23 protein-coding genes are annotated in these 25726 nt (G+C 61.7%); 10 read left to right on the top strand and 13 right to left on the bottom strand.

What is annotated here, in order from left to right; all coding sequences use genetic code 11:
• The first annotated feature begins 56 nt into the window (after positions 1–56).
• Both BLV09_RS18095 and BLV09_RS18090 read left to right on the top strand, forming a co-directional pair.
• Positions 57–530 carry a histone gene (locus tag BLV09_RS18095; protein ID WP_146688309.1) on the top strand — a complete coding sequence of 158 codons (474 nt, stop codon included), beginning with the start codon at positions 57–59 and terminating at the stop codon, positions 528–530.
• 449 nt (positions 531–979) lie between these two features.
• On the top strand, positions 980–1984 hold the full coding sequence (locus tag BLV09_RS18090; RefSeq protein ID WP_100387152.1) for a TorF family putative porin: 1005 nt from the start codon (positions 980–982) through the stop codon (positions 1982–1984).
• A 280-nt stretch (positions 1985–2264) separates the two neighbouring features.
• On the opposite strand, the gene BLV09_RS18085 is transcribed toward BLV09_RS18090, so the two are convergent.
• The gene (locus BLV09_RS18085) at positions 2265–4013 is read right to left on the bottom strand and encodes an ABC transporter ATP-binding protein/permease (protein WP_146688308.1); all 1749 of its coding nucleotides are present in this window, start codon (positions 4011–4013) and stop codon (positions 2265–2267) included.
• Between the two features lie 309 nt (positions 4014–4322).
• On the opposite strand from BLV09_RS18085, the gene BLV09_RS18080 reads away from it, so the two are divergent.
• Together BLV09_RS18080 and BLV09_RS18075 are read left to right on the top strand one after the other, a co-directional pair.
• Positions 4323–5987 (top strand): L-lactate permease, encoded by a 1665-nt coding sequence (locus BLV09_RS18080; RefSeq protein WP_146688307.1) that lies wholly within the window; start codon positions 4323–4325, stop codon positions 5985–5987.
• 156 nt (positions 5988–6143) lie between these two features.
• A complete protein-coding gene (locus BLV09_RS18075; protein ID WP_146688306.1) occupies positions 6144–6563 on the top strand; it encodes an META domain-containing protein in 420 nt (139 codons plus the stop codon).
• 87 nt (positions 6564–6650) lie between these two features.
• Here the strand turns inward: BLV09_RS18075 and BLV09_RS18070 are convergent, their stop codons facing one another.
• The 4 genes from BLV09_RS18070 to BLV09_RS18055 all read right to left on the bottom strand — a co-directional run bounded on the left by BLV09_RS18070 (position 6651) and on the right by BLV09_RS18055 (position 11763).
• The gene (locus BLV09_RS18070; protein WP_146688305.1) at positions 6651–8195 is read right to left on the bottom strand and encodes a phytoene desaturase family protein; all 1545 of its coding nucleotides are present in this window, start codon (positions 8193–8195) and stop codon (positions 6651–6653) included.
• Between the two features lie 123 nt (positions 8196–8318).
• On the bottom strand, positions 8319–9515 hold the full coding sequence (locus BLV09_RS18065; RefSeq protein WP_146688304.1) for a hypothetical protein: 1197 nt from the start codon (positions 9513–9515) through the stop codon (positions 8319–8321).
• A gap of 143 nt (positions 9516–9658) precedes the next feature.
• Positions 9659–11305, bottom strand: a complete 1647-nt coding sequence (groL, locus tag BLV09_RS18060; protein ID WP_146688303.1) for a chaperonin GroEL — start codon at positions 11303–11305, stop codon at positions 9659–9661.
• A 161-nt stretch (positions 11306–11466) separates the two neighbouring features.
• Positions 11467–11763 carry a co-chaperone GroES gene (locus BLV09_RS18055; protein WP_100383742.1) on the bottom strand — a complete coding sequence of 99 codons (297 nt, stop codon included), beginning with the start codon at positions 11761–11763 and terminating at the stop codon, positions 11467–11469.
• Positions 11764–12093: 330 nt separating this feature from the next.
• Here BLV09_RS18055 and BLV09_RS18050 point away from each other — a divergent pair, with 330 nt between their 5' ends.
• On the top strand, positions 12094–12603 hold the full coding sequence (locus tag BLV09_RS18050) for a hypothetical protein (RefSeq protein ID WP_100383741.1): 510 nt from the start codon (positions 12094–12096) through the stop codon (positions 12601–12603).
• A gap of 166 nt (positions 12604–12769) precedes the next feature.
• On the opposite strand, the gene BLV09_RS18045 is transcribed toward BLV09_RS18050, so the two are convergent.
• Complete coding sequence (locus BLV09_RS18045) at positions 12770–13537, bottom strand: protein phosphatase CheZ (RefSeq protein WP_100383740.1); 768 nt, start codon at positions 13535–13537, stop codon at positions 12770–12772.
• Positions 13538–13832: 295 nt separating this feature from the next.
• Between BLV09_RS18045 and BLV09_RS18040 the strand changes: the two genes are divergently transcribed.
• Positions 13833–14654 carry a L,D-transpeptidase gene (locus BLV09_RS18040; RefSeq protein WP_146688302.1) on the top strand — a complete coding sequence of 274 codons (822 nt, stop codon included), beginning with the start codon at positions 13833–13835 and terminating at the stop codon, positions 14652–14654.
• 73 nt (positions 14655–14727) lie between these two features.
• Here BLV09_RS18040 and BLV09_RS18035 read toward each other — a convergent pair whose 3' ends face one another.
• From BLV09_RS18035 to BLV09_RS18010, 6 genes are all read right to left on the bottom strand, one after another.
• Positions 14728–15549 (bottom strand): DUF2076 domain-containing protein, encoded by an 822-nt coding sequence (locus BLV09_RS18035; protein WP_146688301.1) that lies wholly within the window; start codon positions 15547–15549, stop codon positions 14728–14730.
• 117 nt (positions 15550–15666) lie between these two features.
• Positions 15667–16512: a ChbG/HpnK family deacetylase gene (locus BLV09_RS18030; protein ID WP_146688300.1), complete on the bottom strand. Its 846-nt coding sequence runs from the start codon at positions 16510–16512 to the stop codon at positions 15667–15669.
• The gene (locus tag BLV09_RS18025) at positions 16509–17555 is read right to left on the bottom strand and encodes a glycosyltransferase family 2 protein (RefSeq protein WP_146688299.1); all 1047 of its coding nucleotides are present in this window, start codon (positions 17553–17555) and stop codon (positions 16509–16511) included. The genes BLV09_RS18030 and BLV09_RS18025 overlap by 4 nt, the downstream gene beginning before the upstream one ends.
• Positions 17556–17637: 82 nt before the next feature.
• Entirely contained in the window at positions 17638–18615 is a 978-nt protein-coding gene (gene hisG, locus BLV09_RS18020) for an ATP phosphoribosyltransferase (RefSeq protein ID WP_100383735.1), read from the bottom strand.
• Positions 18612–19763 (bottom strand): ATP phosphoribosyltransferase regulatory subunit, encoded by a 1152-nt coding sequence (locus tag BLV09_RS18015; RefSeq protein ID WP_146688298.1) that lies wholly within the window; start codon positions 19761–19763, stop codon positions 18612–18614. The genes hisG and BLV09_RS18015 overlap by 4 nt, the downstream gene beginning before the upstream one ends.
• Before the next feature lie 132 nt (positions 19764–19895).
• Positions 19896–20651, bottom strand: coding sequence for a 16S rRNA (uracil(1498)-N(3))-methyltransferase (locus BLV09_RS18010; RefSeq protein ID WP_146688297.1), 756 nt, complete (start codon positions 20649–20651; stop codon positions 19896–19898).
• A gap of 221 nt (positions 20652–20872) precedes the next feature.
• Between BLV09_RS18010 and BLV09_RS18005 the strand changes: the two genes are divergently transcribed.
• Both BLV09_RS18005 and ubiA read left to right on the top strand, forming a co-directional pair.
• Positions 20873–21580, top strand: a complete 708-nt coding sequence (locus tag BLV09_RS18005) for a hypothetical protein (RefSeq protein ID WP_100387150.1) — start codon at positions 20873–20875, stop codon at positions 21578–21580.
• 85 nt (positions 21581–21665) lie between these two features.
• A complete protein-coding gene (gene ubiA / locus BLV09_RS18000; RefSeq protein WP_146688296.1) occupies positions 21666–22601 on the top strand; it encodes a 4-hydroxybenzoate octaprenyltransferase in 936 nt (311 codons plus the stop codon).
• 52 nt (positions 22602–22653) lie between these two features.
• On the opposite strand, the gene BLV09_RS17995 is transcribed toward ubiA, so the two are convergent.
• A complete protein-coding gene (locus BLV09_RS17995; RefSeq protein ID WP_100383731.1) occupies positions 22654–23178 on the bottom strand; it encodes a DUF6101 family protein in 525 nt (174 codons plus the stop codon).
• Positions 23179–23472: 294 nt separating this feature from the next.
• Here BLV09_RS17995 and BLV09_RS17990 point away from each other — a divergent pair, with 294 nt between their 5' ends.
• Both BLV09_RS17990 and BLV09_RS17985 read left to right on the top strand, forming a co-directional pair.
• Entirely contained in the window at positions 23473–24873 is a 1401-nt protein-coding gene (locus BLV09_RS17990; protein WP_167558776.1) for a TldD/PmbA family protein, read from the top strand.
• Positions 24860–25693, top strand: coding sequence for a 3'(2'),5'-bisphosphate nucleotidase CysQ (locus BLV09_RS17985; RefSeq protein ID WP_244549139.1), 834 nt, complete (start codon positions 24860–24862; stop codon positions 25691–25693). The genes BLV09_RS17990 and BLV09_RS17985 overlap by 14 nt, the downstream gene beginning before the upstream one ends.
• The last annotated feature ends 33 nt before the right edge of the window (positions 25694–25726 follow it).

Raw genomic sequence — 25726 nt, 5'->3', positions numbered from 1 at the left:
AGTGCCCGATCGACAGTGATCGTAGACATTGATCGGCGGCAACAGGAGGATCACGAATGGCTAAGGGAAAAAAGAAAGCTAAGAGTAAAAAGAGTAAGAAAAAACTTCTGACGGCGAAGAAGAAATCCGCCAAGAAGACGTCAAAGAAATCGGCGAAGAAGTCTGCCAAGAAATCGGCGAAAAAGGCTGCAAAGTCCGCCAAAAAGTCCAAGGCGGCCGCGCCGAAAAAGTCGGCCAAAAAATCCGCCAAGAAAGCCGGCGCCAAGAAAAGCCCGGCGAAAAAGAAGATCGCTCCGGCTGCCGTCGCTGCGACTAAACCCAAGCGGGCAGCCCCCAAACCTGCGGCCCCCAAACCTGCAGCTCCGATGGCCGCTCCTACTCCGGCGCCTGCGCCGGCTCCAGCCGCGCACAGTTGGGCGGGGCCGAGTTCTGCCGCACCGAGTCCCGCGGCAGCGAGTCCCGCGCCGTCATGGGGACATTCGGACAGCCTTTCGTCCGGGTCGTCCTCGAGCGGAGAAGACGACAATTAGCTGATCGCGTTCGACCAACCTCGAACATCGTTCGGGCCGCAGCGTTGACCGCTGCGGCCTTTTTCGTGTCGACGACATTCCATTCGGGCGCGGAGGTTTTGGGTGGCTTGAGCCGGAGTTTCGGCAAGCCGGTTGATTCGCTGCATTTGCGAGATTCGCCGGAAAGGGAGCGGTCACCTCTGGATAACCTGTGTTCGCCTGACGCCACAGCCGCTCAACCCACGTTAGAAGTGCCAAAAGCTGTTGTGGGAATGCAACACCTTTCAACAACATTACGTGAAAGGGCTGGAACGCCTAAAAAGTCGGCAAATGCCCGCCCTTTTTGCTTCACTCAATGGGGGCCCCGCTTCAGATTGGGTCAGGTTAAGCAATTGGGCCGCAGTCGGTTATCGCTTGTCCCCGGGGGGGCGCCGAAATCGGGCTGGTCTTGAAATGTAACGGGGATGGTCATGAAGAATGTGGTTTTGTTAGCAACGGCGCTAGCAATGTTATCTGGTTCGGCTCTTGCGGCGGATTTGCCGGTGAAGGCGGTCAAGGCGCCACCTCCCGCTGCTTTTGATCCTTGGGATATCGCATTCGGCAGCGCTGTAATGAACGATTACATCTTCCGCGGTGTCACCCAATCGAACCACATGCCGTCGGTTACGGCCTATTTCGAGCCCCGCTACAACATTAACAAAGACCTGCAGTTGTACATCGGTACCTCGACGGAGAGCATCTCCTTCTCAAACCGGGCTGCTGCCGAAGTTGACGTCTACGGCGGTATCCGGCCGACCTTCGGTGCGGCTGCCTTCGACTTCGGTGTCTGGGGCTACCTGTATCCGGGTGGTCGCTGCGCCGACAACGTCCTCACCGGCGGAGTTCCCGGCGGCAACGTTTGCGCCGTGGACCCGAACACGATCTTCCTCGGCGACGGAAACGTGATGAAGAAAGACGTGAGCTTCTTCGAAGCCTACGCCAAGGTAAACTACACCTTCAACGACAACTGGCAGGCCGGCATCAACGAATATTATTCGCCGAACTTCCTGAACAGCGGCGCCTGGGGTGACTACGCTTCGATCACCGCCAAGTACACCGCGCCGACCACCGCCTTTGGCACCAGCGGCGTCGGCATGTATGTCTCCGGCGAGTTTGGTCGGCAGTGGCTCGGAACTTCCGATTCGTTCTACGGCACCGGCATCGGCACCGTGTTTGCGGGCGGTATCCCCTACGCCAGCTATGACACCTGGAACGTGGGCATCGGCTTCACCTATAAGGTGTTCACGCTGGATCTGCGTTACTCCGACAGCGATCTGTCGAAGGGTGATTGCAACGCCTTCACCAGCGCATTCAACGCTTCCGGCACGACCAACGTGACCTCGATCAATCCGTCGGGCGCGAGTTCGAACTGGTGCGGCGCTGCCGGCATCGTCAAGCTCTCGGCTGACCTGACCGCGATGACCAGCCTGAAGTAAGTTCACTATCCCAAGACCAAAGGGGCGGCAGAGCAATCTGCCGCCCCTTTTGTTTCTGGGTGATCTGAACTGAACGAAACGAGATGTCTTGCAAAGACAGGATCGATACGATCCCGGCGCCAACGACAGTCTCAGTCATTCCCGCAAAGGCTATCTATCTTAGGCTTGCTTACCGCGGTCCGATGCTCGCGTTTACTGATGCCGCACGCGCAAGGATCCAGCACCGCTGCAGAGCCGGCTGCACTTCCTGCCCGCTCGCTTTAGTTAACCGGCTTGTCCGTCAGGATGACGCCGCGCTTTTATCCTTGTCCCGCAGCGCGAACTGGTCGCCATCGCGGACCAGCTCCACATTTCGCTGATGGAACGCCTCGAGCGTCGAGCGATGACCGATCGAAACGATCGTGGTGGCCGGCAATTTCTCTTGAAGCAGGCGATAAAGCGCTGCCTCCGAGGCCTCATCAAGCGATGCGGTCGCTTCATCGAGGAAAAGATATTGCGGCGCGAACAGCAGCGCGCGGGCGAGTCCCAGCCGTTGTTGTTCACCCAGCGAAAGCATTCGGTTCCAATGCGCTTCCACGCCCAATTGCGAAGCAAGTTTCGGCAAGCCAACCGCGATGAGGACATCCCTGATCTGATCCGCGCTGTAGGCGTCCGCTTCGGCCGGATAGGCGATCGACGCTTGCAGCGAACCGATCGGAAAATACGGCCGCTGTGGCAGCATCATCAGCGTTGCCTTTGCCGGAATGGCAATCGAACCGCCGCCGAACGGCCAGATACCGGCAATGGCACGGAACAGCGTCGATTTGCCGGCGCCCGACGGGCCAGTGACCAGGGTGCGTTCATTGCCATGAAGGTTGAAGCTGTTGGCCGAGACCAGCGGCGTTCCGTTCGGCAATCGCACAAGAAGTTTTTCCAGATCGATTTCATTGCCCTTGGCCAACGGCACGACGTCGATCGAGTCGGTCCCGGCCGCGAGCCTGGTGGCGCTGTTAATCGACATCTCGAATCCGTCAAGTCGCGCAACGACGGATCGCCATTCCGCCAGCGACCGATAGATCGAAATGAAGAATGACAATGCGCTTTGCACGCTGCCGAATGCGGACGCGGTCTGCAACAGACCGCCGAGCTGGATCTTGTCGGCGAAATAGGCCGGCGCGACCAGAATGAAGGGGAAAATCACCGCGGCTTGCGAATAGCTTGAGGTAAAGGCCGTGAGCCGCTTGGTCCGGCTCATGATGGCGTACCAGTTCTCCACCACGCGGCCGAACCGTTCCGAAAGCCGGTGGCGTTCGGCACTCTCGCCCTTTAACAGCGCGATCTGCTCGGAGTTTTCGCGCACGCGCACGAGATTGAAGCGGAAATCGGCCTCGTAACGCTGCTGTTCAAAGGACAGATTGACCAGCGGCGAGCCGATCCACTGTGTCAGCGCGGTTCCAAAGACCGCATAGATCAGTGCGCCCCACACCAGATAGCCGGGAATGTGAAAGGTGTTGCCGAACAGCGTCAACGGAGATTCCGCCGAAAGGCCCCACAGGATGACGATAAAGGACGCCAATGACACGATCGAACTCAGCAGTCCGACGCTGATGCCCAGGGTTTGATCGACGAACATTTTCACGTCGTCGGAAATGCGCTGGTCCGGGTTGTCGGCCGCGTCGCCCTGTAGCTGCATGCGATAGTGGTTGGCCTTGTCCATCCATTCGCCGAGATAGCGGCTGGTCATCCAGCGCCGCCAGCGGATCTGAAGCCACTGATTGAGATAGAGCTGGTAGATGGAAAGCGCGACGTTGAGGGTTGCCAGAAAGGTGAAGACGCCGAGTTCCCAGACGAAACCGGCCCAATCCCTGACCTGGAGATAATTGTAGAAGCGGCCGCGCCACTGGTTCAGCAGAACATCGATCGCCACCAGCGAGAGTTCGATCGCGATCACCGCCGCGAGCAGCGTGCGGCCGGCCAATTTGTCTTCGGAACGAAAATAGGGAGCAGAGATCCGCCATACGGTCGCGATCGTCGAGCGGATGTTGTTCACAGATTACCGTCTCCAGAAGGGTGGCCCAAGGGCCTGAAATAATGGGGAAATCAGAGATGTTAGACTAAAGTCGTATATTTCCCGGTCTGGGTTAGCTTGTCGCCCCCGCTGAGTCGACCCTAGCATGGGTGCAACGGCGAGGGGCGGGGACCTTTTGATAATTCGCGAGGTTGTGAGCGAATCCGGCATTGCCTAAATTCGCGGCTAAATTTCGCACATTGCATAATCATTCCTGCGATCGCGCCAGTCATGCCCAGCCTTCCACGCTGGCCGGGCTGTCACATAACGGCGTGGGGAGGAGGGATCGCAATGTGGAACCAAGTCTATAATCCGTTCGATAACACGACGCTCTCGACGATCGCCGCGGCGATACCCGTCGTCACGCTGCTTATTTTGATCGCAAGCGGCAAGGTCAAGGCGCATGTCGCCGCCATCATCGCGTTGGTGCTGGCCAATCTCGTGGCGATCCTTCTTTTCACCATGCCGGCCAACTTGGCGGTCCGCGCCTCGCTGCTGGGAATCGTGAGCGGCTTCTTCCCGATCGGCTGGATCGTTCTCAACGTCATCTTCATGTACCAGCTTACGGTCACCGCGGGCCGCTTCGAGACGCTCAAGCGTGCCGTTGGCGGCGTGACTGCGGATCGACGGTTGCAGCTTCTGCTGATCGCATTTTCGTTCGGCGCATTCTTCGAGGGCGCATCCGGTTTCGGTACGCCGGTGGCGATCACGGGCTCGATCCTGATCGGGCTCGGCTTCTCGCCGCTCGCGGCATCGGGCCTGTCGCTGATCGCCAATACGGCGCCGGTGGCCTATGGCGCACTCGGTACCCCGATCCAGGGCCTCGCTTCCGTGACCGGCCTTGATCCCTACATTCTGGGCGCAATGGTCGGACGGCAACTGCCGATCTTTTCGCTGATCGTGCCGTTCTGGGTGGTGTGGGCGTTCGCCGGCTTCAAAGGCATGAAGGAGGTCTGGCCGGCCATCCTGGTTACCGGTCTGTCGTTCGCGATCCCGCAATTCCTGATCTCGAACTATATCAATCCGTGGATTGTCGATATCGGCTCATCGCTGATTTCGATGGGCTGTCTGATCCTGTTCCTGAAAGTGTGGCAGCCGAAGAAGCTGTGGTTGTCGCCGGCGCTGCGCGGCAATGATGAATCCGCCAGCACGATGGCTCCGGCGAGGCTGGTGGATCCGGCACCGCTGGCACCGGGAGAGCTGCTCACCGCGCTGCTGCCGTGGATCATCCTGTGTATCATCCTGCTGATCTGGGGCACGGATTGGTTCAAGGCTGCGGTGAATCCGATCTTCACCTGGAGCTATCCGGTTCCCGAACTGCACAACATGATCAACAAGGTTGCGCCGGTGGTGCCGACGCCGACCAAGGAATCGGCGATATTCTCGTTCACCTACGTGTCGTTTACCGGCTCGGGTATGCTGCTCGCGGCTATTATCGCGGGTTTCATCATGGGACTGTCGCCGGGCAAGATCGTTTCCGAATATGCGCGCACCATCAAGCTGTGCGCGTATTCGCTGATCACGATCTCGGCGATGCTGGCGATCGGGACGCTGACGCGGCTCTCCGGCGTTGATGCCACGCTTGGTCTCGCCTTCGCTGCGACCGGGGTGCTGTATCCCTTCTTCGGCACGCTGCTCGGCTGGCTCGGTGTCGCGCTGACCGGATCGGATACCGCCTCGAATATTCTGTTCGGAAACCTGCAGAAAATCACCTCGCAACAACTGGGCCTTTCGCCGGTGCTGATGGCGGCGGCGAACTCGTCCGGCGGCGTCATGGGCAAGATGATCGACGCGCAATCGATCGTCGTCGCCTCGACCGCGACCAACTGGTTCGGGCACGAGGGCACGATCCTGCGTTTCGTGTTCAAGCACTCGATCGCGCTGGCCTGTCTCGTGGGCCTGTTCGTGATGTTGCAGGCCTATGTCTACCCGTTCACGGCGATGGTCCTGAAGTAAAAGCCGGCTCAGACGGCGTTGCGAGAATCCCCGCGGCGGATGCCGCGGGGATTTGTTTTTGCGGCAGGGCAATCATGCGGCCGTTGAACTGGCCAACGTCGCGACTGTCGATTAGAACGGCGCGCGGTTGGGGGCCGGGTTATGACGAGAGGCTGCATGCTTTTGCTGAAAAGTTTTCTGAGTAGATCCGCTATTGCACTGGTGTTGGCGGCGGGCGCGCTGGGCGTTGTTCCGGCCAGCGCCGATGAGGGGTTTCCGTTCGGATTTGAAATGACGTTGGATACGGCAAGTCAGCCCGGTTCGAAGCGGTTGCCCACGCTCGAGATCGGCGACAATGGCGAGGCGACACTCGATCTGTGGTGCAAAGCAGGCAAGGGCCAGTTTTCAGTGGCCGGTAATACCGTGATTTTCGTCCCCGGTCAGATGGAAGACCGCGCCGCCTGTGCGCCGGGGCGGGCGGAGATCGACGATGAATTGCTCACGACGTTGAGCGAAGCCACGACCTGGAAACGTCAGGGTGATCTGGTCTTGTTCATTGGGACGAAATCGCTGCACTTCCACATCAATACCAATTAGGTCGGATTTTCAGGCGAGAGTCTGCCCCGGACGCGATCCGGGGTGTGGCCTCCGCTCGGCGTGAAGAGCGCGCGTCAGGGTATATCTTTAGCCTTCACCAAGGATCATGTCGGCGCATGCGCCGGCGGATTGCACGACGCCGGAATAGCCGCCGAAACCTGCATAGGCCGAGGCCAGATAAAGTCCGGGCACCACGGTGCGCGGCGAGCGTCTTGGAATACGCCGGGTCGAGCGCTGCGGCGCCGGCGCAAACCCATAAACCGCGCCATGGGGCGCATTGAGGTATTGCCGGACCGATAACGCGCTGTTGAACGACGATGCGACGACGCCGTTCGCAAGGCCCGGATAAATCGAATCGAGATAACGCACGATCGCCGCCTGCCAGCGGCCGCGTTTTTCGCGATAGGCGTCCATGTCCGAACTGTCCCAGTTCGACAGATGGTCGGGCCCGAGGATCGAGAGCACATGGGGCGGAGCCGGAACGCCGGAATCGATCGCCGCGTAATCGACCACGGACATCGGCGGCATTTGCTCGCCAGGCTCGGCCGCCATCAGTGCCGCGCCTTTCGCGTAGTCGGATAGCCGTGTCATGTCGCGCGGCAGCAACTGCGTGGAGTAGACGTTGATCCCGAATTCGCGCGGCGGCCTCGATAGGCCGAGCGTGAGCGCAAATAGCGAAGCCGAGGGCGTTTGCTGCGCGTAGCTTTCCCTGAGCTTTTCCGCAGCCGAAGCAGGCATCAGGGCCGCCAGCGTCTCCGGCGCGGCGTTGCCGATAATCCGCCGGCACTCGACCGTCTGCGGATCGCTGCCGTCGCGCGCGGTGTGGCTAACGGTGCTGGTTTGGCCCTGCGCATCCAGAGCGACACTGTTGACGATGCGGCGCACCAGCACCTCTCCGCCGGCGACCCTGACGGCGCGGGCGAGTGCGCTGGAGAGCCGCTGCGAGCCGCCTTGCACGTAGCGGCCGCCGCTTTGCAGGTAGCTTCCCTGCGCCATCGCAAAGAAGATCCACCACAACGTCCCCGGGTCGTCGTGAAAGTAGGAGAGGTTGGCGGCAAGCGCGCATTTGACGGCTTCATTGTCGCCGAAAACCCGATCGAGCTTCTCGGACAACGACAAGCGCCAGTCCCCGATCGCAGGCGCCAGTTTCAACAGCGCGCCGACATTTTCGCGCGGATTCCTCGACGCGCCGGCGCTTTTCGACAGCGTGCCCACAGCGGAGGCGATGCGTTCCATCTCGCCGAGCAACTGCTCGATTCCTGACCGGGCCTCCGGGAAACGCTCGGTCAGCGCGCGCCGTGCTTCGTCGAAATTGTCCGGCATCACGAACGGCCGATCGAGCGGGCCGCCGCGCACTTCATAAAACACGCCGGACGGAATCCATTTGACCGCGTCGATAACGCCCGCGCGCGTCAGCGCATCGTGTTTCGGATCGCGGGGATCGTGCGGATCGCTGGTCTCGTGCAGGGAACCCTCGACGAACAGATCGCCGGATTTGTAGCTCGACGCCGCGCCGCCGACCGAATTGCTGCGCTCGATGATAAGGACTTTGCGTCCCGCACGCGCCAGGATCGCGCCGGCTGTCAGGCCTCCAAGGCCGGCGCCGATCACCACTACGTCATAGCGCGCCATTCAGCCCAAAACCCTGAAATTCTTGACCATATGGATGGTTCATTGCCGCTCGGGGGCGGCATGTCAAATGCACGATTGCATGGAAAGCGTGCACCGGACGTTACCCGGCATCGCCCGAAACGGCTATTTCCAGGCCGATTTGTCCGAGTCCCAGCGCTGGGCTCTGAATTCCTTTGCCAGCGCGTCGACGGAGCCGTTGTCGTCCTTTGGATCGCCTTCCTCGTCACTGCTGGAATCGTCGGCCAGATTGAGCTTTGGCCCGGCGCCTTCATCGGTGGTCGAGATGATCGGCGTGCTGATCCACAACATCAGCCGGTCGGATGCGCCGGGCTTGTCCGACGCCACCAGGGCATTGACTTCGATCGTGTCGGTCAGGTCGAGAGCCGGGTATATCTGGCTCGGGCGCTTGAAGGTTAATTTAAGCTTTCCGGTGCTGGCGTCCCATGCCGAGGATGACGATTTCGCCGCAAGCGTCTTCGTCAGCACGTTGGCGATCGCGGTGGCGAGCTTGTCCTTGTTGAGCTTCTCGCCGTCGCGCCAGTCGGTAGCCACGAAACGAATGGTGCGGTCCATTTCCACGATTCCGGTGGTCCAGCCGGCGGAAACCACCCCGGGTGCTGACTTGGCCTTGGCAATCAGTGCCGCCGCACGATCCGGATCGACGGTAATATTGATGGTCTGCTCGCCGGCGCGCAGTGCGTCGCATGTGACGGCAAGGCCGCTCAAGGAAACCTCGAGGTCCTGTCCCTTCAATCCCCTGAGGAAATCCGCCGCCGCGTCCAGCTTCACCCTGACCGCGACGGATTCAGGAGAAACCTCGGTAAAATCCTTTGGCGCCGCGGTGATGCCGTCATCGGTGGACTGGTTGTCTTGGAATTCCCGCTCGCTCAGATCGGAATTGTCCGAAGAGGTCACCTCGGTCACGGCCTGGCCGATGCTGATCTTGCCCTTGAATTCGAAGGTATCGCCGGTCGGCCGGCGCGTGAGGTTCACGGTCACGGGCAATTTGTCACCGAGGCTTTGGGTGGCGCCGGTCAGGGTCTGGCCGTTGACCGCGAGGTTGGCGACAAAGCGGTCCTTGCGATCGGAGCCTTTCTCGACGGGATAGCAGAGATCGAGCGTCGCCGAGGTGACGGTCTTGCCTTGGCGGGTTTCCTTGAGGATGACGTCGGCATTGCCGTCCATCAGGCCGTCGATCGAGGTGAAATATCTGACCTCGTTGGCGCCCGCGGCAGGCTTGGTCGAAAGCTTCATGTCGGCGAAGGCGAGATCCGAGGAGGCTGTCATCAGCCCGACCAGGCAGAGCAGAAGCGCGCGCATATTAAATTCCTCAAAGAGCAGAATCGGGAGCCGGAACTCTCTCGATACCGGCCGAAACCCCGGGGTGCAAACCTCCTTTACCATTCGCCAAAAAAGAAGGCCGCCCGGAGGCGGCCTTCTGATCGATTGGTGGTTGCAGGCTTTTAGAATCCCATGCCGCCCATTCCACCCATGCCGCCGCCACCGCCGGGCATCGCGGGCGCCGGTTCCTTGGGCAATTCGGCGACCATGGCCTCGGTCGTCACCAACAGGCCTGCCACGGAGGCCGCGTCCTGCAGCGCGGTGCGCACCACTTTGGCCGGGTCGATGATGCCCTTGGCGACCATGTCGACATAATCTTCGGTCTGCGCGTCGAAGCCGAAGGTCTCGGACTTTTCCTCGAGGATCTTGCCGACGACAATCGAGCCTTCGACACCTGCGTTCTCGGAGATCTGGCGGACCGGAGCTTCGAGCGCCTTCAGCACGATATTGATACCGGCCTGGACGTCGGGGTTGTCGTTGGCGATGCGGCCGACCGCCTTCTTGGCGCGCAATAGCGCAACGCCACCGCCGGGCACGATGCCTTCCTGCACCGCCGCGCGGGTCGCATTGAGGGCGTCCTCGACGCGATCCTTCTTCTCTTTCACCTCGATCTCGGTTGCGCCGCCGACGCGAATGACGGCGACGCCGCCGGCGAGCTTGGCAAGACGCTCCTGCAGCTTCTCGCGGTCGTAGTCCGAGGTGGTCTCCTCGATCTGCGCCTTGATCTGCGTGACGCGGGACTCGATGTCCTTTTTCTTGCCGGCGCCGTTGACGATCGTGGTGTTTTCCTTGTCGATCACGACCTTTCGGGCGCGGCCGAGCATGTTGATCGTCACGCTTTCGAGCTTCATGCCGAGTTCATCGGAGATCAGCTGACCGCCGGTCAGGATCGCGATGTCCTCCAGCATCGCCTTGCGGCGATCGCCAAAGCCGGGCGCCTTGACGGCGGCGACCTTCAGCCCGCCGCGCAGGCGGTTGACGACCAGCGTCGCCAGGGCCTCGCCTTCGACGTCTTCGGCGATGATCAGCAGCGGGCGGCCCGATTGCACCACGGCCTCCAGCACCGGCAGCATGGATTGCAGGCCCGACAGCTTCTTCTCATGCAGCAGGACGTAGACGTCCTCGAGTTCGGCCGTCATCTTCTCGGCATTGGTGACGAAGTAGGGCGACAGATAGCCGCGGTCGAACTTCATGCCTTCGACGATATCGACTTCGGTTTCGAGCGACTTGTTCTCTTCAACCGTGATGACGCCCTCGTTGCCGACTTTCTGCATCGCCTGCGCGATCATCTTGCCGATCGCGGCGTCGCCATTCGCCGAGATGGTGCCGACCTGCGCGATCTCGGACGACGAGGCAACCGGCTTGGCGCGCTTCCCGATGTCCTTGATGACGGCGGCCACGGCAATATCGATGCCGCGCTTGAGGTCCATCGGGTTCATGCCGGCGGCAACCGATTTGGCGCCTTCGCGCACGATCGCCTGCGCCAGCACGGTGGCGGTAGTGGTGCCATCACCCGCGGTGTCATTGGTCTTGGAGGCGACTTCGCGCAGCATCTGCGCGCCCATGTTCTCGAACTTGTCCTCGAGTTCGATCTCCTTGGCGACGGTAACGCCGTCCTTGGTGATGCGGGGAGCGCCGAAGCTCTTCTCGATGACGACATTGCGGCCTTTGGGACCGAGCGTCACCTTGACGGCGTTGGCGAGAATGTCGACGCCGCGCAGCATGCGATCGCGCGCGTCTCCAGCAAATTTAACGTCCTTGGCTGCCATTTCAAATGCTCCTGGAAATGAGACTATCCTGCATAGCGGCTTCGCCGCTATCGCTGGAGGAGCGGGCTATTGCCCGCGTCCCGAAGGATGAGCCTTTATGAATGATCGACCCTTCGAGGCGGCAGCTTCGCTGCCTCCTCAGGGTGAGGGTGACGTTGTGATTAGGCCAGTACGCCCATGATGTCCGACTCCTTCATGATCAGGAGTTCCTCGCCATCGAGCTTGACCTCGGTGCCGGACCATTTGCCGAACAATACGCGATCGCCCACCTTGAGATCGATCGGAATCAGTTTGCCCGCTTCGTCGCGGCCGCCGGGGCCGACCGCCGTGATTTCGCCCTGCGAAGGCTTTTCCTTGGCGCTGTCCGGAATAATGATTCCGCCCTTGGTTTTTTCTTCGGCGTCGATACGCTTGACCACAACACGGTCATGCAGGGGACGAAATTTGGTTTTAGCCATGACGGTTCCTCTGGAGGCTCGGTTCTGAGATCTGGTTTGCCATCGAAAGCGGCTCAAGATACGAGACGTATTCGACGCCCCGATGGCGCCGGACAGTTCGCATCCCTTAGCAATCGGGCTCTCGGAGTGCTAATCGTGCGCCCGGGGGAATATGGCGTGGCGCCGATCCTGTCAAGCAGAGGCTTAAGTCCTTGGTTAGGCTGGTATAGGATGCTGCGAAGGAAACCAAATCGGAGCGCCAGCGTAGTTTGCTGGACGTCATTGCTCCGAAAGCAGTTTTGCGATTGGCTGCTGGACGGAAGCGGCCAAGAATTTAGCCCGGGGGATGCCATGGTCAGGTCACGTAGCGTACGAACGGTTGCCAATCTGGGGATCGTCTCGGCGCTAACGATGTTTCTCGGCGCGTGCGGCAGCATGAGCCTGACGTCATCGTCGCCCACGGCGGCGCCCGAACCCGGCGTAGCGCCGGAAATGCCGGCCAGCATCCGCTCGGACGAGCTTGTCGGCCGCTGGGGTCTCGCCTCATTCCAGGACCCGAAAGACCGCGTGCGCACCGAAGCCGCAGCCCGGGGACAGTGCAAGCAGCCCTACGTGATTGGTGCCGGCGCCCATGGTGGCGTGGTCATGCATCTGGCCGATCAGGCGACGCCGCAGGAGCTTGACCTCAAGGGCAGCCCAGGCGGCAAGAATTACATCGGACCGGCCGGGCCGGCCGGTGGCGAGCAAGACCGCGAGATCGTTTCCTTCGACGGGCGCGTCATGGTCACCCGCTTCATCGACAAGGATGCCGCGACCCGCTACGGCAACATGGTCTACGTCCGCTGCGGGCCCAAGGCCTGACCGGTCGCAGTCTCGATCCTTTACAGCCCAGAGACGATGCGAAGGCGGCTGCATGACATCCGTGCGGTCGATATCTCCAGCAAAATAAAAAGCGCCGGCGAATGGCCGGCGCTCGGATCAAGGATGAAGTCGCCGGAGGTTTATCCGGCGACGGGCAACCTCATTTTCAGTCAAACAGCGCGTCGATATCGTCCTGCGAGGCGTGGCCGATGTCGTCGTCCAGCTTCGGACCGTTGAGCAGCTTTTCGTCGCCTTCGCGGGTATCGACGATCGGCGGCGCGTGAGCCTTGATCGCATCGACGCCGCCCCAGATATCCATCATGACGGTGATGTGGTTTTCGATGAATTTCATCGTGGTCATCACCTTCTTGATGCGCTGACCGGTCAGATCCTGGAAGTTGCAGGCCTCGAAAATCGAGACGACGCGCTCCTGGATTTCTTCGGCAAGCAGCTTTTGCTGATCAATCGAGTTCACGCTGGTCAGCGCAGTCGCTGCCTGGTCGATCGATTCGGCTGCTTCGAGGATTTGCTGTGTGGCTTCTTCGGTGCCGCCCACCACGGCGCCGAGTTCACCGTTGACCCGGGCCATCTCCTCGCCGTTGAAGCTCGCGCCATGCAGCACTGCGATTTCCCGCTTGGTCCGGCTGATGGCATCGTAAATAAGGTCGAGTTCCACCTTGAGTTTCTCGCACTGTTCGATCTGGGCCCGATAGGTTTCGAGCATTGCATGGGCATCGGCGGCCTCCGCCGAAACCTGCTTGCCGGCTTCCGCTGCGGCGCTGCGGCCGGGGGAAGCCATGTGGCTGCGGATCGCGCGCAGTTCGCTCATGATCTCGCGATGCATCGGGCCGACATCTTCGTCGGCAACTGAGGGCATCGGCATATCGCTAACAACGGCTTGTTCGACACGAAAACGTCTACGATGAATCGGCATGAGAACTTCCCTGAACTGCACTCGCCACCTTTTAAGCAGATGCGATTTAACGCCGGGTTCACGCCGGAACCTGTTCTGAAGTCTCTCTGCCGGCCGTCGCACACCAACGATTAACCATGCACCACCTGCATTCATCGAAAATAAACGCTACCGGGCAAAAGCACGCGCACCTGACGACGTGGTGAATCGAAATGGCGTTTCTGTTTACCAAACCGATGCGGTTTTGATTTCTATTGACCGCGTGCAACGGCGCCACTTCGGGCGCTCCCACGGCGAAATAGTACAGAGTACGTCGATGTTCAGAAAAATGCCCCTTGCGCTGCTTGCCGGCGCATCTTTTTTAGCCACCGGAATTCACCAGGCCGCCGCGCTCGACGCGACGCTTCCGGACCCCACGGTGATCTACGCCAATCAAAACGCGCAGTCCGCCGCGCCAATGCGAACCGCTTATAACGAACGCTCCAATATGGGTGGCGGCTTCATCGAATTCCTGTTCGGCGACGGACAGCAGCAGGGCGGGCGCTATCCGCAGCAGCCTGAGTACCAGCAGCAGCCACCAATGTATCAGCAGCAGCCCTCCTACGAACCGCGCCGTGCCCTGTTGCCGCAAATGGATCCGCAGCAGGCCGAGCCTCAGCAGGACGCCGTCAACGATCCCAGGCAGCGCCCCTTCGATCCGAAATTTGAGAAGCAGATGGTCGATTATGACGGCAAGGAAAAAGCCGGCACCATCATCGTCGATACGCCCAACAAGTTTCTGTTTCTGGTCGAGGGCAACGGCAAGGCGTTGCGCTACGGCATCGGTGTCGGCAAACCTGGATTTACCTGGTCGGGCGTGAAGGCGGTTTCTGCGAAGAAGGAATGGCCGGATTGGACGCCGCCGTCGGAGATGCTGCAGCGTCGTCCCGACCTGCCGCGGCACATGGCAGGCGGCCCCGACAATCCGCTCGGCGCGCGCGCGATGTATCTGGGCTCGACGCTCTACCGCATCCACGGCTCCAACGAGCCCTGGACGATCGGCACCAACGTCTCATCCGGCTGCATCCGGATGCGCAATCAAGACGTGATCGACCTCTATGACCGCGTCAATGTCGGCGCGAAGGTCGTGGTGATCTGATTTTTTCTGGGCTGGAAAAACAAACGGCCGCTCCATTCGAGCGGCCGTTTTTATTTTAGGCCGACGGAATTCATCAGGCGTAGTCGTTGTCGCCGTCGTTGCCGAAATTATCCGAATCAAGATCCATGTCGTCGCGATCGTCATCGTCTTGATCGTTTGACGCCGAATCGAACAATCCGGTGCGCGAGCTGTCATCGTTGCGATCTTGCGATGAGGCCACGTCGTTGATGCCGGCGTCGCGCGCGAGGTTGCTGCCGGATTGATCGCTCCAGGGATTTTGGCTTGTGGCTCTGTCTCCGAGTACGGCGGTATCGCCGAAGCTCTGGTGGCTGCCGCCCATCATCGAGCGGATGCTGTTGAGCAGCAGCGATCCGCCGACCACGCCGGCGGCCGCAGCCGCTGCCGTTCCGAGAAACGAACCGCCACCTCCGCCGATCGGGCCGCCGGCCGGACCTTGGGGAGACCCATAAGGTTGCCCATACTGGCTCTGATTATTGTACGGGCCCTGATCGTAATGCCCCGGCGACTGCGCCTGCGGCAGCACCTGGCCACTGTTCCAGACCGGGCGGTTGGCCGCGCCGGGTGGCGGTACGTTCGGCACCGAACCGTGTGACTGGTTCTGGCCGAAAATCGCATCGCGCATCGAATCGAGAAAGCCGCCGGATTGATTCTGTTCCGGCGCGCCGCCGGCTTCCAGTTCCTGAATGCGACTGTTGGCGCGCTTGAGCGCTTCGTCCTGAACCAGCACCGTCTGCACCAGCGCGTAGACGGCATTGGGCGCGATACGCAGGCCCTGCGCAATGGCGGCCGTGGCATTCGGATCGCGTGGCGTGCCCTCCAACTTCGAAAGCCGGTCGAAAAGATCGTCGATCAATTGGCGTTCTTGCGGTGTCATGGCGTTCTCCCTCGTTGTAGGACGCGCGCAAGATGTAGGGGAGTTTTGCGTCGCAAATAGTGCTGGGCCGGATTAAATTTCTGTATGCGACAAAACGGCCAGGTTTCCTGAGCGATATCAGGCCAATGTAACTTTATTCGCCGCCAGCAAAGGCGGAAAATGCGCTCCGGCGAGGAACGCATATTCGCGTTCGCGCTGGCCGGTCAGGGGGTCAAGGCTGACAAGCGTGTCGTCGACGAATCCGGGATGACACATGATGAGGCCGCCTTCAGGCAGCCCATCGAGAAATTCGCCCATCAGCGTGCCGAAATCGGACTGCCGCGCGAAATCGTAGGCGCCGGCAAATCCGGGATTGAACGCGATGCCGGCGCGCGAGGCGCGCTTTCGGAATTGTGCGCTGAGAATATCGAGCACCATCGCCTTCGGCGTGCCAAGCCGCCGCGTCAGTGGCTGAGGACGTCCACATTGGCGCACCCAGGCGCCAGGCGCGGCTTCTCTCACCGCCGTCAAAAAAGCATCACGCACCTGGGGAAATAGCTGCGCATGCTGGTGACCGTCGACGAAGTCAGGCGCACGGCCGAACAATTCCTTGAAAGTGGCGAGTTGCACCCTCAACTCGGCATAGATGATTTCGGGATCGAGCCGCCGCAGCAGGCCCGCGCGCAGCAGTTTTGGGAAGGGCAGGAACAGACCGCCGTCGATCGGCTTGAAGTGCATGGTCAGGGGCCGAAACGGCGCCGTCAATGTCGCATGCAAGCCGATGGCGCAGCGCGGATGGCTTGCGGCCGCGGTCTGCAGCGAATTGACTTCGTCGCGGCCGATCGCCGGGCCGATCACCATGACCGATGTCGCATTGAGGCGGCCGCGTTCGATCAGGTCGCGAATGGCGCGGTTGACGCCGGGACTTATGCCGTAATCGTCGGCGCACAGCCAGATACGTCGCGGCGTCGCGGCGTCGTTCATTCGGCCGCGGACCTTTCGTCGGCGTTGATACTTTTCTCCGCCTCGGCCCGTTTCTCAACGTGCTCGGCCACGAAGTAGATCGGGCGCGCCTTCAGCTCCGAAAGAATCTTGCCGATATATTCGCCGACAATACCGATCATGATGAGCTGCACGCCGCCGATCGTCATCAGCCCGATCACCAGCGAGGGATAACCGGGGACGGACTTTCCGGTCGTCCAGGTTTCCCAGAGAATGGATAGTCCGAACAGGAAGGCCACCGTCGCGAGCACTGCACCGAGCAGGCTGGCCAGACGCAGCGGCGCGACCGAGAAAGATGTCAGGCCTTCGATCGAAAGCCCGAGCAGCCGGCCGGCGCTGAACGTGGTGACGCCATGGGCGCGGGCCGCGGGTTCGTAATCGACGCGGATCTGGCGAAAACCGATCCAGCTAGCGAGGCCCTTGAAGAAACGGTTGCGCTCGGGAAGCTGCCGCAACGCGGCTGCGGCACGCGGCGACAACAGACGAAAGTCGCCGGCATCCTCCGGGATTTTCTGCCGCGCGCCCCAATTGATCAGCGAGTAGAAGCCGTGCACGGCGAGGCGCCGGAGAAACGATTCATTGTCGCGATGCGCTTTCGCGGTATAGACCACGTCATAGCCGTCATCGATCCAGTGACCGACGAGCTTCTCGACCAGATCCGGCGGATGCTGGCCGTCGCCGTCCATGAACAGAACGGCGCCGCGCTTGGCATGATCCAGCCCGGCCATCAGGGCTGCTTCCTTGCCGAAATTACGGGACAGCGACACCACCTGAACATCGAGCGCGTCGGCGCTGAGTCCACGTGCGATGCCGAGCGTGGCGTCGGCGCTGCCGTCATCGACATAAACAACCTCGCAAACGAGGCCGTATTTCTCTTTTAGCTTTTTTGCCAGCTCGCCCAGCCGCGCGTGCAGAGCGGCTAAACCCGTCGCCTCGTTATACAAGGGCACGACGATCGATAGTCCTTGCACCGCAGCATTGGCCGCAGTGGTGGACAGACCAGAAACATCCGTACCAAGCATCATCGATCAGGTCTCAACCATCGAAAAACAGCATATGGCAATCGCCGCGGCTTGTCGCCACAGGGATGCGCCCAAGGCTTGCGCCTTACTGCCGCAAGAATGCCTCAAGCTTGGCGAACAGGGGATTGTCGCGGTCGAGCACATAATCCAGCGACGCCACCGAAACCGTGTCGGCGCCGTGCGCGCGCAGAAAGCTGCCGAGCGCATAGAGCTGTGCCGGCGGGCAGTGCAGCGTCAGCATTCCCGACGATGTCGGGCCGCCGAATGGCGAGACCACGCCGAAGCGGTTATGCGCTTCAGTCAGCAGCGCGGCATTGCACGCCGCAAAGCGGGTGCGGACTTCCCGGTATTTGCTGGCGCGCGCACGTGCGGCGATGTGATCGAGGATGACGCGCGCGGTCTCGCGCGCCTCGTTCGACCAGTCGGCCTCCCGCGAGGCGACGAGGTTGGCGTGGCTGCGCAGGATCACGCCGTCGTCGAGCACCTTGAGGCCATTGGCGGCAAGCGTCGCCCCCGTCGTCGTAATGTCGACGATCATCTCGGCCGTTCCGACCGCCGGCGCTCCCTCCGTCGCACCGGCACTTTCGACGATGCGGTAATCGACGACACCGTGGGATGCGAAGAATCGCCGGGTGAGGTTGATATATTTGGTCGCAACCCGCATCCGCCGGTTATGCTGCTCGCGGAATCCCGTGGTGACGTCGTCGAGATCGGCCATGGTGCGGACGTCGATCCAGGCTTGCGGCACCGCGACCACCACATTGGCGCTGCCAAAGCCGAGGCTGTCGATCAACAGAACGCGCCGGTCGGCATCCGCGATGCTTTCGCGCACCAGATCTTCTCCGGTGACGCCGAGATGCACCATGCCGCGCGCGAGCTGCGAGGCGATCTCGCTCGCCGACAGATAAGCGATCTCGACATTGTCGACCCCGTTGATGGTGCCGCGATAGTCGCGGGCGCCGCGCGGTTTCGCCAGCCCAAGTCCGGCGCGTGCGAAAAACGCTTCGGCATTTTCCTGCAGGCGGCCCTTGGACGGTACCGCCAGAACGAATGGCGCCGTCATGATCTGCTCCCGCTTGCGATCGGTTTACCCAGTTTGGTCAAGGTTTCGACCCAGATCGAGAATCCGACCGCGGGGATCGCAGTGGCGGAGCCGAGTTGCGTCATGAGCCCATCGTAACGCCCGCCCGCTGCCAGCGGCTCGACCCCATCGCCCTTGCTGTGCAGTTCGAACTCGAAGCCGGTGTAATAATCGAGGCCACGACCGAATGACGTGGAAAAGCGCGTCATGCTGGTATCGATGCCGCGTGCGGCCATGAAGCCGACGCGGCTTTCGAACTGATCGATCGCGGCTGCGATGTCGAGTTTGGTGTCAGCGGCCAGTGCACGCAACTGCGCAATCGCCTCGTCGGGGTCGCCCGAGATAGCCAGGAAGCGCTTGATCAGATTGAGTGCGTCGCGCGGCAGCGCGCCGCCCTTCAAGGTCGACTGTTCGAGGAAGCGGTCGGCGATCTCGGCAACGGTGCGTCCGCCGACATTCGTGGTGCCGGCGATCGACATCAGGTCGGTCACCAGCGCCAGCGCCGCCTTGCGGTCGGAACCTGCGAGCGCGGCAAGCACGCCTTCATACTCGTTGCGGCTGGAGCGGGTCGCGTGCGTGAGCCGCTCGAGATCCTGCTCGAGACTGATCTTGCGGTTGAAATCCTTGATCAGCCGCCGCCGCCAGACCGGATAGAGATCCAGCGCATCGATCAGCGCAATGAACAGCGCGACATCGCCGGTGCGAATTTCCACTTCGGTCAATCCGAACGCGGCCGTCGCCTCCAGGGCCAGTGCAAGCATCTCGGCGTCGGCTGCGGCGCGGTCCTGCCGTCCGAATGATTCGATGCCGGCCTGCAAGAATTCGCTCGGCCGGCCGTCGCGATAGCGAAACACCGGTCCGAGATAGCTGAAGCCTGCCGGCTGGCCGGCCCGGCTGGAGACGAGATAATCCCGCGCCACCGGAATGGTGAGATCGGGCCGCAAGCACAGCTCTTCGCCGCCGGCATCGGTGGTCAGGTACAGGCTTTTGCGAATGTCCTCGCCCGAGAGGTCGAGGAACGGCTCGGCCGGCTGCAGCATCGCCGGCTCGGCGCGCACGTAGCCGGCCTGCGCAAACGACAGCAGCAGCGCGTCCGCCCATGCGGCGGATCCGGCGGTGGTCGAGGTCATTTTAACGTCCAATTATCCCAAAACGGGGTTCAGGGCTTATCTGGCGCTGCCCTTAGCATGGCCCGGGCGGGGTTTCGACAGGGATCGGCCGGATGCCTTAATGATGCGCCAAATAGGGGCAACCGACCTTATTCAGGGGCTGGATCCGGCCCAGTCGCCAAGCGCAGCCTGCACCAGGGCAAGTGCGGCAACCCCGGCGGTATCGGCCCGCAGCACCCGCGGTCCCAGTGACAGCCGCAGGATGCGCGGCTGCCGCAGCAAAATAGCGCGTTCATCCTCGGAAAACCCGCCCTCGGGGCCGATCAGAACGTCGATCCCGCCCGGGCCTGTCTGTCCATCGCGGAGCGCTTGTAATGGATCTGCGACGTCTGCGGCCTCGTCGCAGAACACCAGCAGCCGCGCGGCCGCGCGCTGGCCCAAATAGCCATCGAGCGTAACGGGTTCCATGACAGTCGATATGCTGAGAATACCGCATTGTTCGGCAGCCTCGATCACATTGGCGCGCATCCGCTCGCCGTTAACCCTTGAAACCTGGGTGAAGCGGGTCAGAACCGGCTGCAGCGACGAGGCGCCCATCTCGACAGCTTTCTGCACCATGTAGTCGAGCCGGGCATGCTTTAAGGGCGCAAAGACGTAAGCGAGGTCCGGCAGGCGATCCTGGGGCCGGGTCCGGGCGACGATATTGAGGCTGTCAGGCCGCTTGCGCCCCGCGATCGACGCCTGCCATTCGCCGTCGCGCCCATTGAACACCAGAATTGTTTCACCAGCGGCGAGCCGCAGCACATTGCCGAGATAATTGCTCTGATTCCGCTCAAGCTCGACCATTTGGCCCGATTCGAGGGGAGTATCGATGAACAGACGGGGCGCGCGAAAATCGAATTGAGGCATGGGTCATCTTCCAAACGGCGTTGCGTTTTACCCGAAAGGATGAGAATCAGGGGCAATTATTGATTGGCACGCGCGGCCCTACGCCGCGCTGTTGCCAAATTCCGCAGCCTTGTTATGGACCGCCAGCAATCGTAAATTCCCCATCGGAAATCGCTCTTCCGCCGGAAGACGAAAGGGGATTATTGGACCTTGCCGGAGGAACCGCTTTGACCATCCGCCGCATGATAGTGCCGCTTACCTTGGCCGTCTTTACCGCTCACGCCGGTCAGGTTTTTGCGCAGAGCGCCTTTCCGGCGCCGCTGCCGAATCAGGCTGCTCCACTGGCGAACGATCCGGCCTTTCCGCCGGTGCCGGGTCAATCTGTCCGGAGGAGCGATCCGGCATTTCCGCCAGTGAACGGCGCGGCCCCGACCGCCTCCGTTGGCGCCTCCCCCTCGATGAGTTCGTTTCCGGTCAACGGGGCTGCCCCGCTCACCGGCGCGGGATTGGAGCGGCCGCCGGCTCCGCCCTCGCAAGGCGGTGGGCAGGACAATTGCATGAAGCAATTCCTTCCGCTGCGTGAAGACGCCGAGAAACGCGGCAAGCTGATCAAGGCTGCCAGCGACCGGCACGCGTCTCCCGTGGAAGCCTGCACGCTGATCAGAAATTTCGGCGAGGCCGAAGTCAAGATGATCAAATATGTCGAGGCCAACGCATCGAAATGCGGAATTCCAGCGCAGATCTCCGAACAGCTGAAGGGCGGCCACAAGAACACTGAGATGATGCTGAAGAAGGTCTGCGATGCCGCACAGCAGGCGCAGCAAAGGGGACCGGTCGGCCCGAGCTTGAGCGATGTGCTGGGTTCGGCCGCGGCGCTGCCAGAGGCCACGGGCAAGAAAAAAGGCGGCAGCACCTTCGATACGCTGAGCGGCAACGTGCTGACGCGATGATGGGTATCGCCGGCTCGAGGTCCCTGCGCCGGTTGCGGCATGTTCATATCAGGAACTTCAAATCGAAATGCGGTGCTAGCGTCAGATGAGCGGCGCAGCCGCCCGCGTTGCTGACTCGACCGGCAATTGGGTCGATACCCGCGCGCCATCCTGGTTGCGGCCTTATCTGCGGCTCGCCCGCTTCGACCGACCGATCGGATCCTGGCTGTTGCTGATGCCGTGCTGGTGGTCGGCGGCGTTGGCCGCCGGCGTCGCCCATTCCATCAGCCAATTGCCTGTTGTCGTCGCGCTGTTCTTCGTCGGCTCCTTTGTCATGCGTGGCGCCGGCTGCACCTGGAACGACATCACCGATCGCAACCTCGATGCCTTGGTCGAGCGGACGCGATCGCGGCCGATACCGGCCGGGCAGGTGAGCGTGGCGCAGGCGGCAGCCTTTCTGGTCGTGCAGGCGTTGATCGGCCTTGTGGTGCTTTTGCAATTCAACCGCTTTGCGGTGGCGACAGGTATCGCCTCGCTCGTCATCGTTGCGATCTACCCGTTCATGAAGCGGATTACCTGGTGGCCGCAGATCGTGCTCGGGTTGGCGTTCTCATGGGGCGCGCTGATGGGATTTGCGGTGACGCTTGGACGGATCGACGCGGCCGCACTTTGGCTTTACGCTGGTTCGATTGCGTGGGTGATCGGCTACGACACCATCTATGCGCACCAGGACGCCGAGGATGACGCGCTGATCGGAATCAAATCGACCGCACGTCTGTTCGGCGCGCGCACGCGCCCGGCGCTGGTGGTGTTTTATGGACTGGCCGTGGTCTTGATCGGCATCGCGCTGTCGTTAGCCGGCGCACATTGGCCGGCATGGATCGGGCTCGCCGCGTTTGCGGTGCATCTCGTCTGGCAAATCTGGCGCCTCCAGATCAGCGATCCCGTGTTGTGCCTGCGCGTCTTCAAATCCAACCGCGATGCCGGGTTATTGTTGTTTGCGGCACTGCTGGTCGATGCGGTGATGCGAGCAGGCATGTAGGGCGGGCCAGCGCAGCGGTGCCCACCTTGCGGCAATAACCGGAGACGAGTGGCTAATCCCTCGCGATGATCTCGCGTTCGCCCTGATGAAGATTCGCTGGATTGAGCAAGTCGCCGCGGCGCCGCCGTACCAGAAACTTCGGACGCCGCGCCCGGATCGCATTGTGGCGACGGCGCCTCGCGGCTGGCTCCCTTGCCTTGTCTTCGGGCAATTGTGGAAGCGCGAAGATGTCGCTCCACATCTGCCATGCGAGCGTGATCTCGTCGCGGTCGGAGCTGACGCAAAGCGGAATGGTCAATGAAGGATCGCGGTGAGCCAGAACCAGCATCTGCGCGTCGTCGATGCCGCGCAGTGCAACGCCGAGAAAATCGCTGACGCGGACGTTGACCGCCATCCGCATGCCGTGAAGGGCACGGCGCAACACGACGCGTTCGCGGTGAAGTTCGATTTGCCGTACGCCGCCGTCGGCGCGCGTGTCGTGCACGTCGAAGCTGACGGGTAAAGAGAGAGGGTCGAGCCGCAAGGCGCGGCTCGACCCGGCGGGATTGATCCCGCTTGTTGCTGTTTGACGCCTCACGGCTTTGTCTCCCCGCCGGAATTATGTTCCCGGTCGATGGATGAGAGCTTGCCACAGCCATGTCCGTTTCGGCTTAAAAAGGCTGGTTAATCGGAAGTCACTCGCCCGCATGATTGACAAGACCTTGGCACGCATGATTGACGAGACCTTGCCGAGCAATCGAAAATCTTATGTTTTGGCTTGCGAAAATGCTTGAAGTCCGTGTGAATCGGGCACATCTCATGGGTCAGCCGGTTTGCATCGAGCCCTCTTCGGTCCATCTTCAATCCTCTTTCAATTCCTGGGATTTCATTCGTGATCTCTTCACCATCATCTGCGTCGCCGCTTTCCTCCGCTGCCGATGCTTCCGGCCTGTTCGATCAGTCTGCGCTGAGTACGCTGGCACAGCGCCTGGTCGAGGCGGCGAGGCGTGCAGGCGCCGATGCCGCTGACGCGGTAGCGGTGCGTGGGGTCGCCCAGGGTGTCGAGGTGCGCGACGGGCGCGTCGAGGAATCCGAGCGCTCGGAAGGCGACGATGTCGGGCTGCGCGTGCTGGTGGGACGGCGCCAGGCGGTGGTGTCGACCAACGACGTCAGCGGCGATGGCGTCGCCAGGCTTGCAGAGCGGGCGGTTGCGATGGCGCGTGTCGCGCCCGATGACAAATATGCCGGTCTTGCCGATCCGGCGCTGCTGGCGAAGGATTTCCCCGATCTCGATTTGCTGGACCCGCAGGTTCCCTCAACGTCGGAGCTCGAACGTCGCGCGTGCGAAGCCGAAGCGGCTGGCCTCGCCGTCAAGGGCGTGACCAAGTCGGGCGGTGCGTCGGCCTCCACCGGAATCGGCGGCATGGTGCTGGTGACCAGCACCGGTTTTCACGGTTCCTATCTGCGCTCGAGCCAGAGCATCTCGATGACCGCGATATCGGGTGACGGCACCGGCATGGAGCGCGACTATGACTATACGGCTGCGCCGCACGCTTCCGATCTTGCATCGGCCGAAAGCGTCGGCCGCACCGCGGGCGAGCGTACGGTGGCGCGCGCCAATCCGCGCAAGGTCGAAACCTGCAAGGTGCCTGTCGTGTTCGACCCCCGCGTTTCCGGATCGATCGTCGGCCATCTCGTCGGTGCGGTGAACGGCGCCTCGATTGCGCGCAAGACCAGCTTCCTCAAGGACCGTCTCGGCGAACAATTATTCGCGAAGAACATCCGCATCATCGACGATCCCTTGCGGGTGCGCGGATTGCGTTCGCAATCGTTCGACGCCGAGGGCGTCAAGGTCAAGAAACTGGCTATCATCGACGAGGGCGTGCTGACATCGTGGTTGCTGGATTCGGCGACCGCACGCGAGCTCGGGCTGGTGACCACCGGGCACGCCCATCGCGGCGTATCGTCCTCGCCGTCGCCGGGATCGTATAACCTTCACCTCGAAGCGGGCGAGGTTACGCCGGCGGAGTTGATCTCGGACATCAAGCAGGGCTTTTACGTTACCGACCTGATCGGCTCCGGCGTCAACGGCGTGACGGGCGACTACAGCCGCGGGGCTTCCGGTTTCTGGATCGAGAACGGCAAGATCACCTATCCGGTGAGCGAGGTGACGATCGCGGGCCACTTGCTTGAGATCTTCAAGTCGCTGGTGCCGGCCAACGATCTGGAGTTTCGTTACGGCGTCAACGCCCCGACGCTGCGCATCGAGGGATTGACGCTTGGCGGACGCTAGCGCCGGCGGCGTTCGCAATCAGGTTTTATCCCGCGATACCCTGTCGCGCGACGCTGCGCTGCTGGTTGCGACCGTGCGGGAGGCCGGCGCGCTGGCGCTCTCGATGTTCCGTACCGAACTGAAAAACTGGACCAAGGGCACGTCGTCTCCGGTGTCCGAGGCCGATATCGCGGTCAATGATCTGATCGAGAGCAAATTGCGGTCCGCCACGCCGGATTACGGCTGGCTGTCGGAAGAAAGCGCCGATGACGAGGCGCGCCTGGGCAAGCGTCTGGTCTGGATCGTCGATCCGATCGATGGCACCCGCAGTTATCTCGCCGGCCGCGAGGACTGGTGCGTGAGCGTGGCGCTGGTCGAAGACGAATCGCCCGTGCTTGCGGCCGTGTTCGCGCCAGTCAGCGATGAGTTTTTCTTCGCCGCGAGTGGAAGCGGCGCCACGCGCAACGATGTGCCGGTTCACGCGACGTTGGGGACCGAACTGGATTTTTCCCGGGTGGCCGGTCCCAAGCCGCTGGTGCAGCGGCTGAGCCGGGGGCCTGACGAAATTACCCTTTATCCCAGAATTGGATCGCTGGCGCTGCGGCTGTGCCGGGTCGCGGAAGGACGGCTCGATGCGGCGTTCGCCGGAGGCCAAAGCCGCGACTGGGACCTCGCCGCGGCCAATTTGATCGTACAGCAAGCGAATGGTAACATGACCGCGCTTTCGGGGGACACCATACTCTATAATCGCCGTGAGGTGACACACGGGGTGTTGGTGGCAGCGGGGCGTGACCGTCATGCAAGCATTGTCGAGCATTTCCGCAATCGTCCGTTGCCCTGAGCGCTCTCGTCGCGCCTCGGAAACCTTGCTTGC

The sequence above is a fragment of the Bradyrhizobium canariense genome, assembly GCF_900105125.1.
Lineage (GTDB): Bacteria > Pseudomonadota > Alphaproteobacteria > Rhizobiales > Xanthobacteraceae > Bradyrhizobium > Bradyrhizobium canariense_A.
The sequence above is the reverse complement of the archived record's forward strand: the minus strand, read 5'-3'. Positions and strand labels throughout refer to the sequence as shown.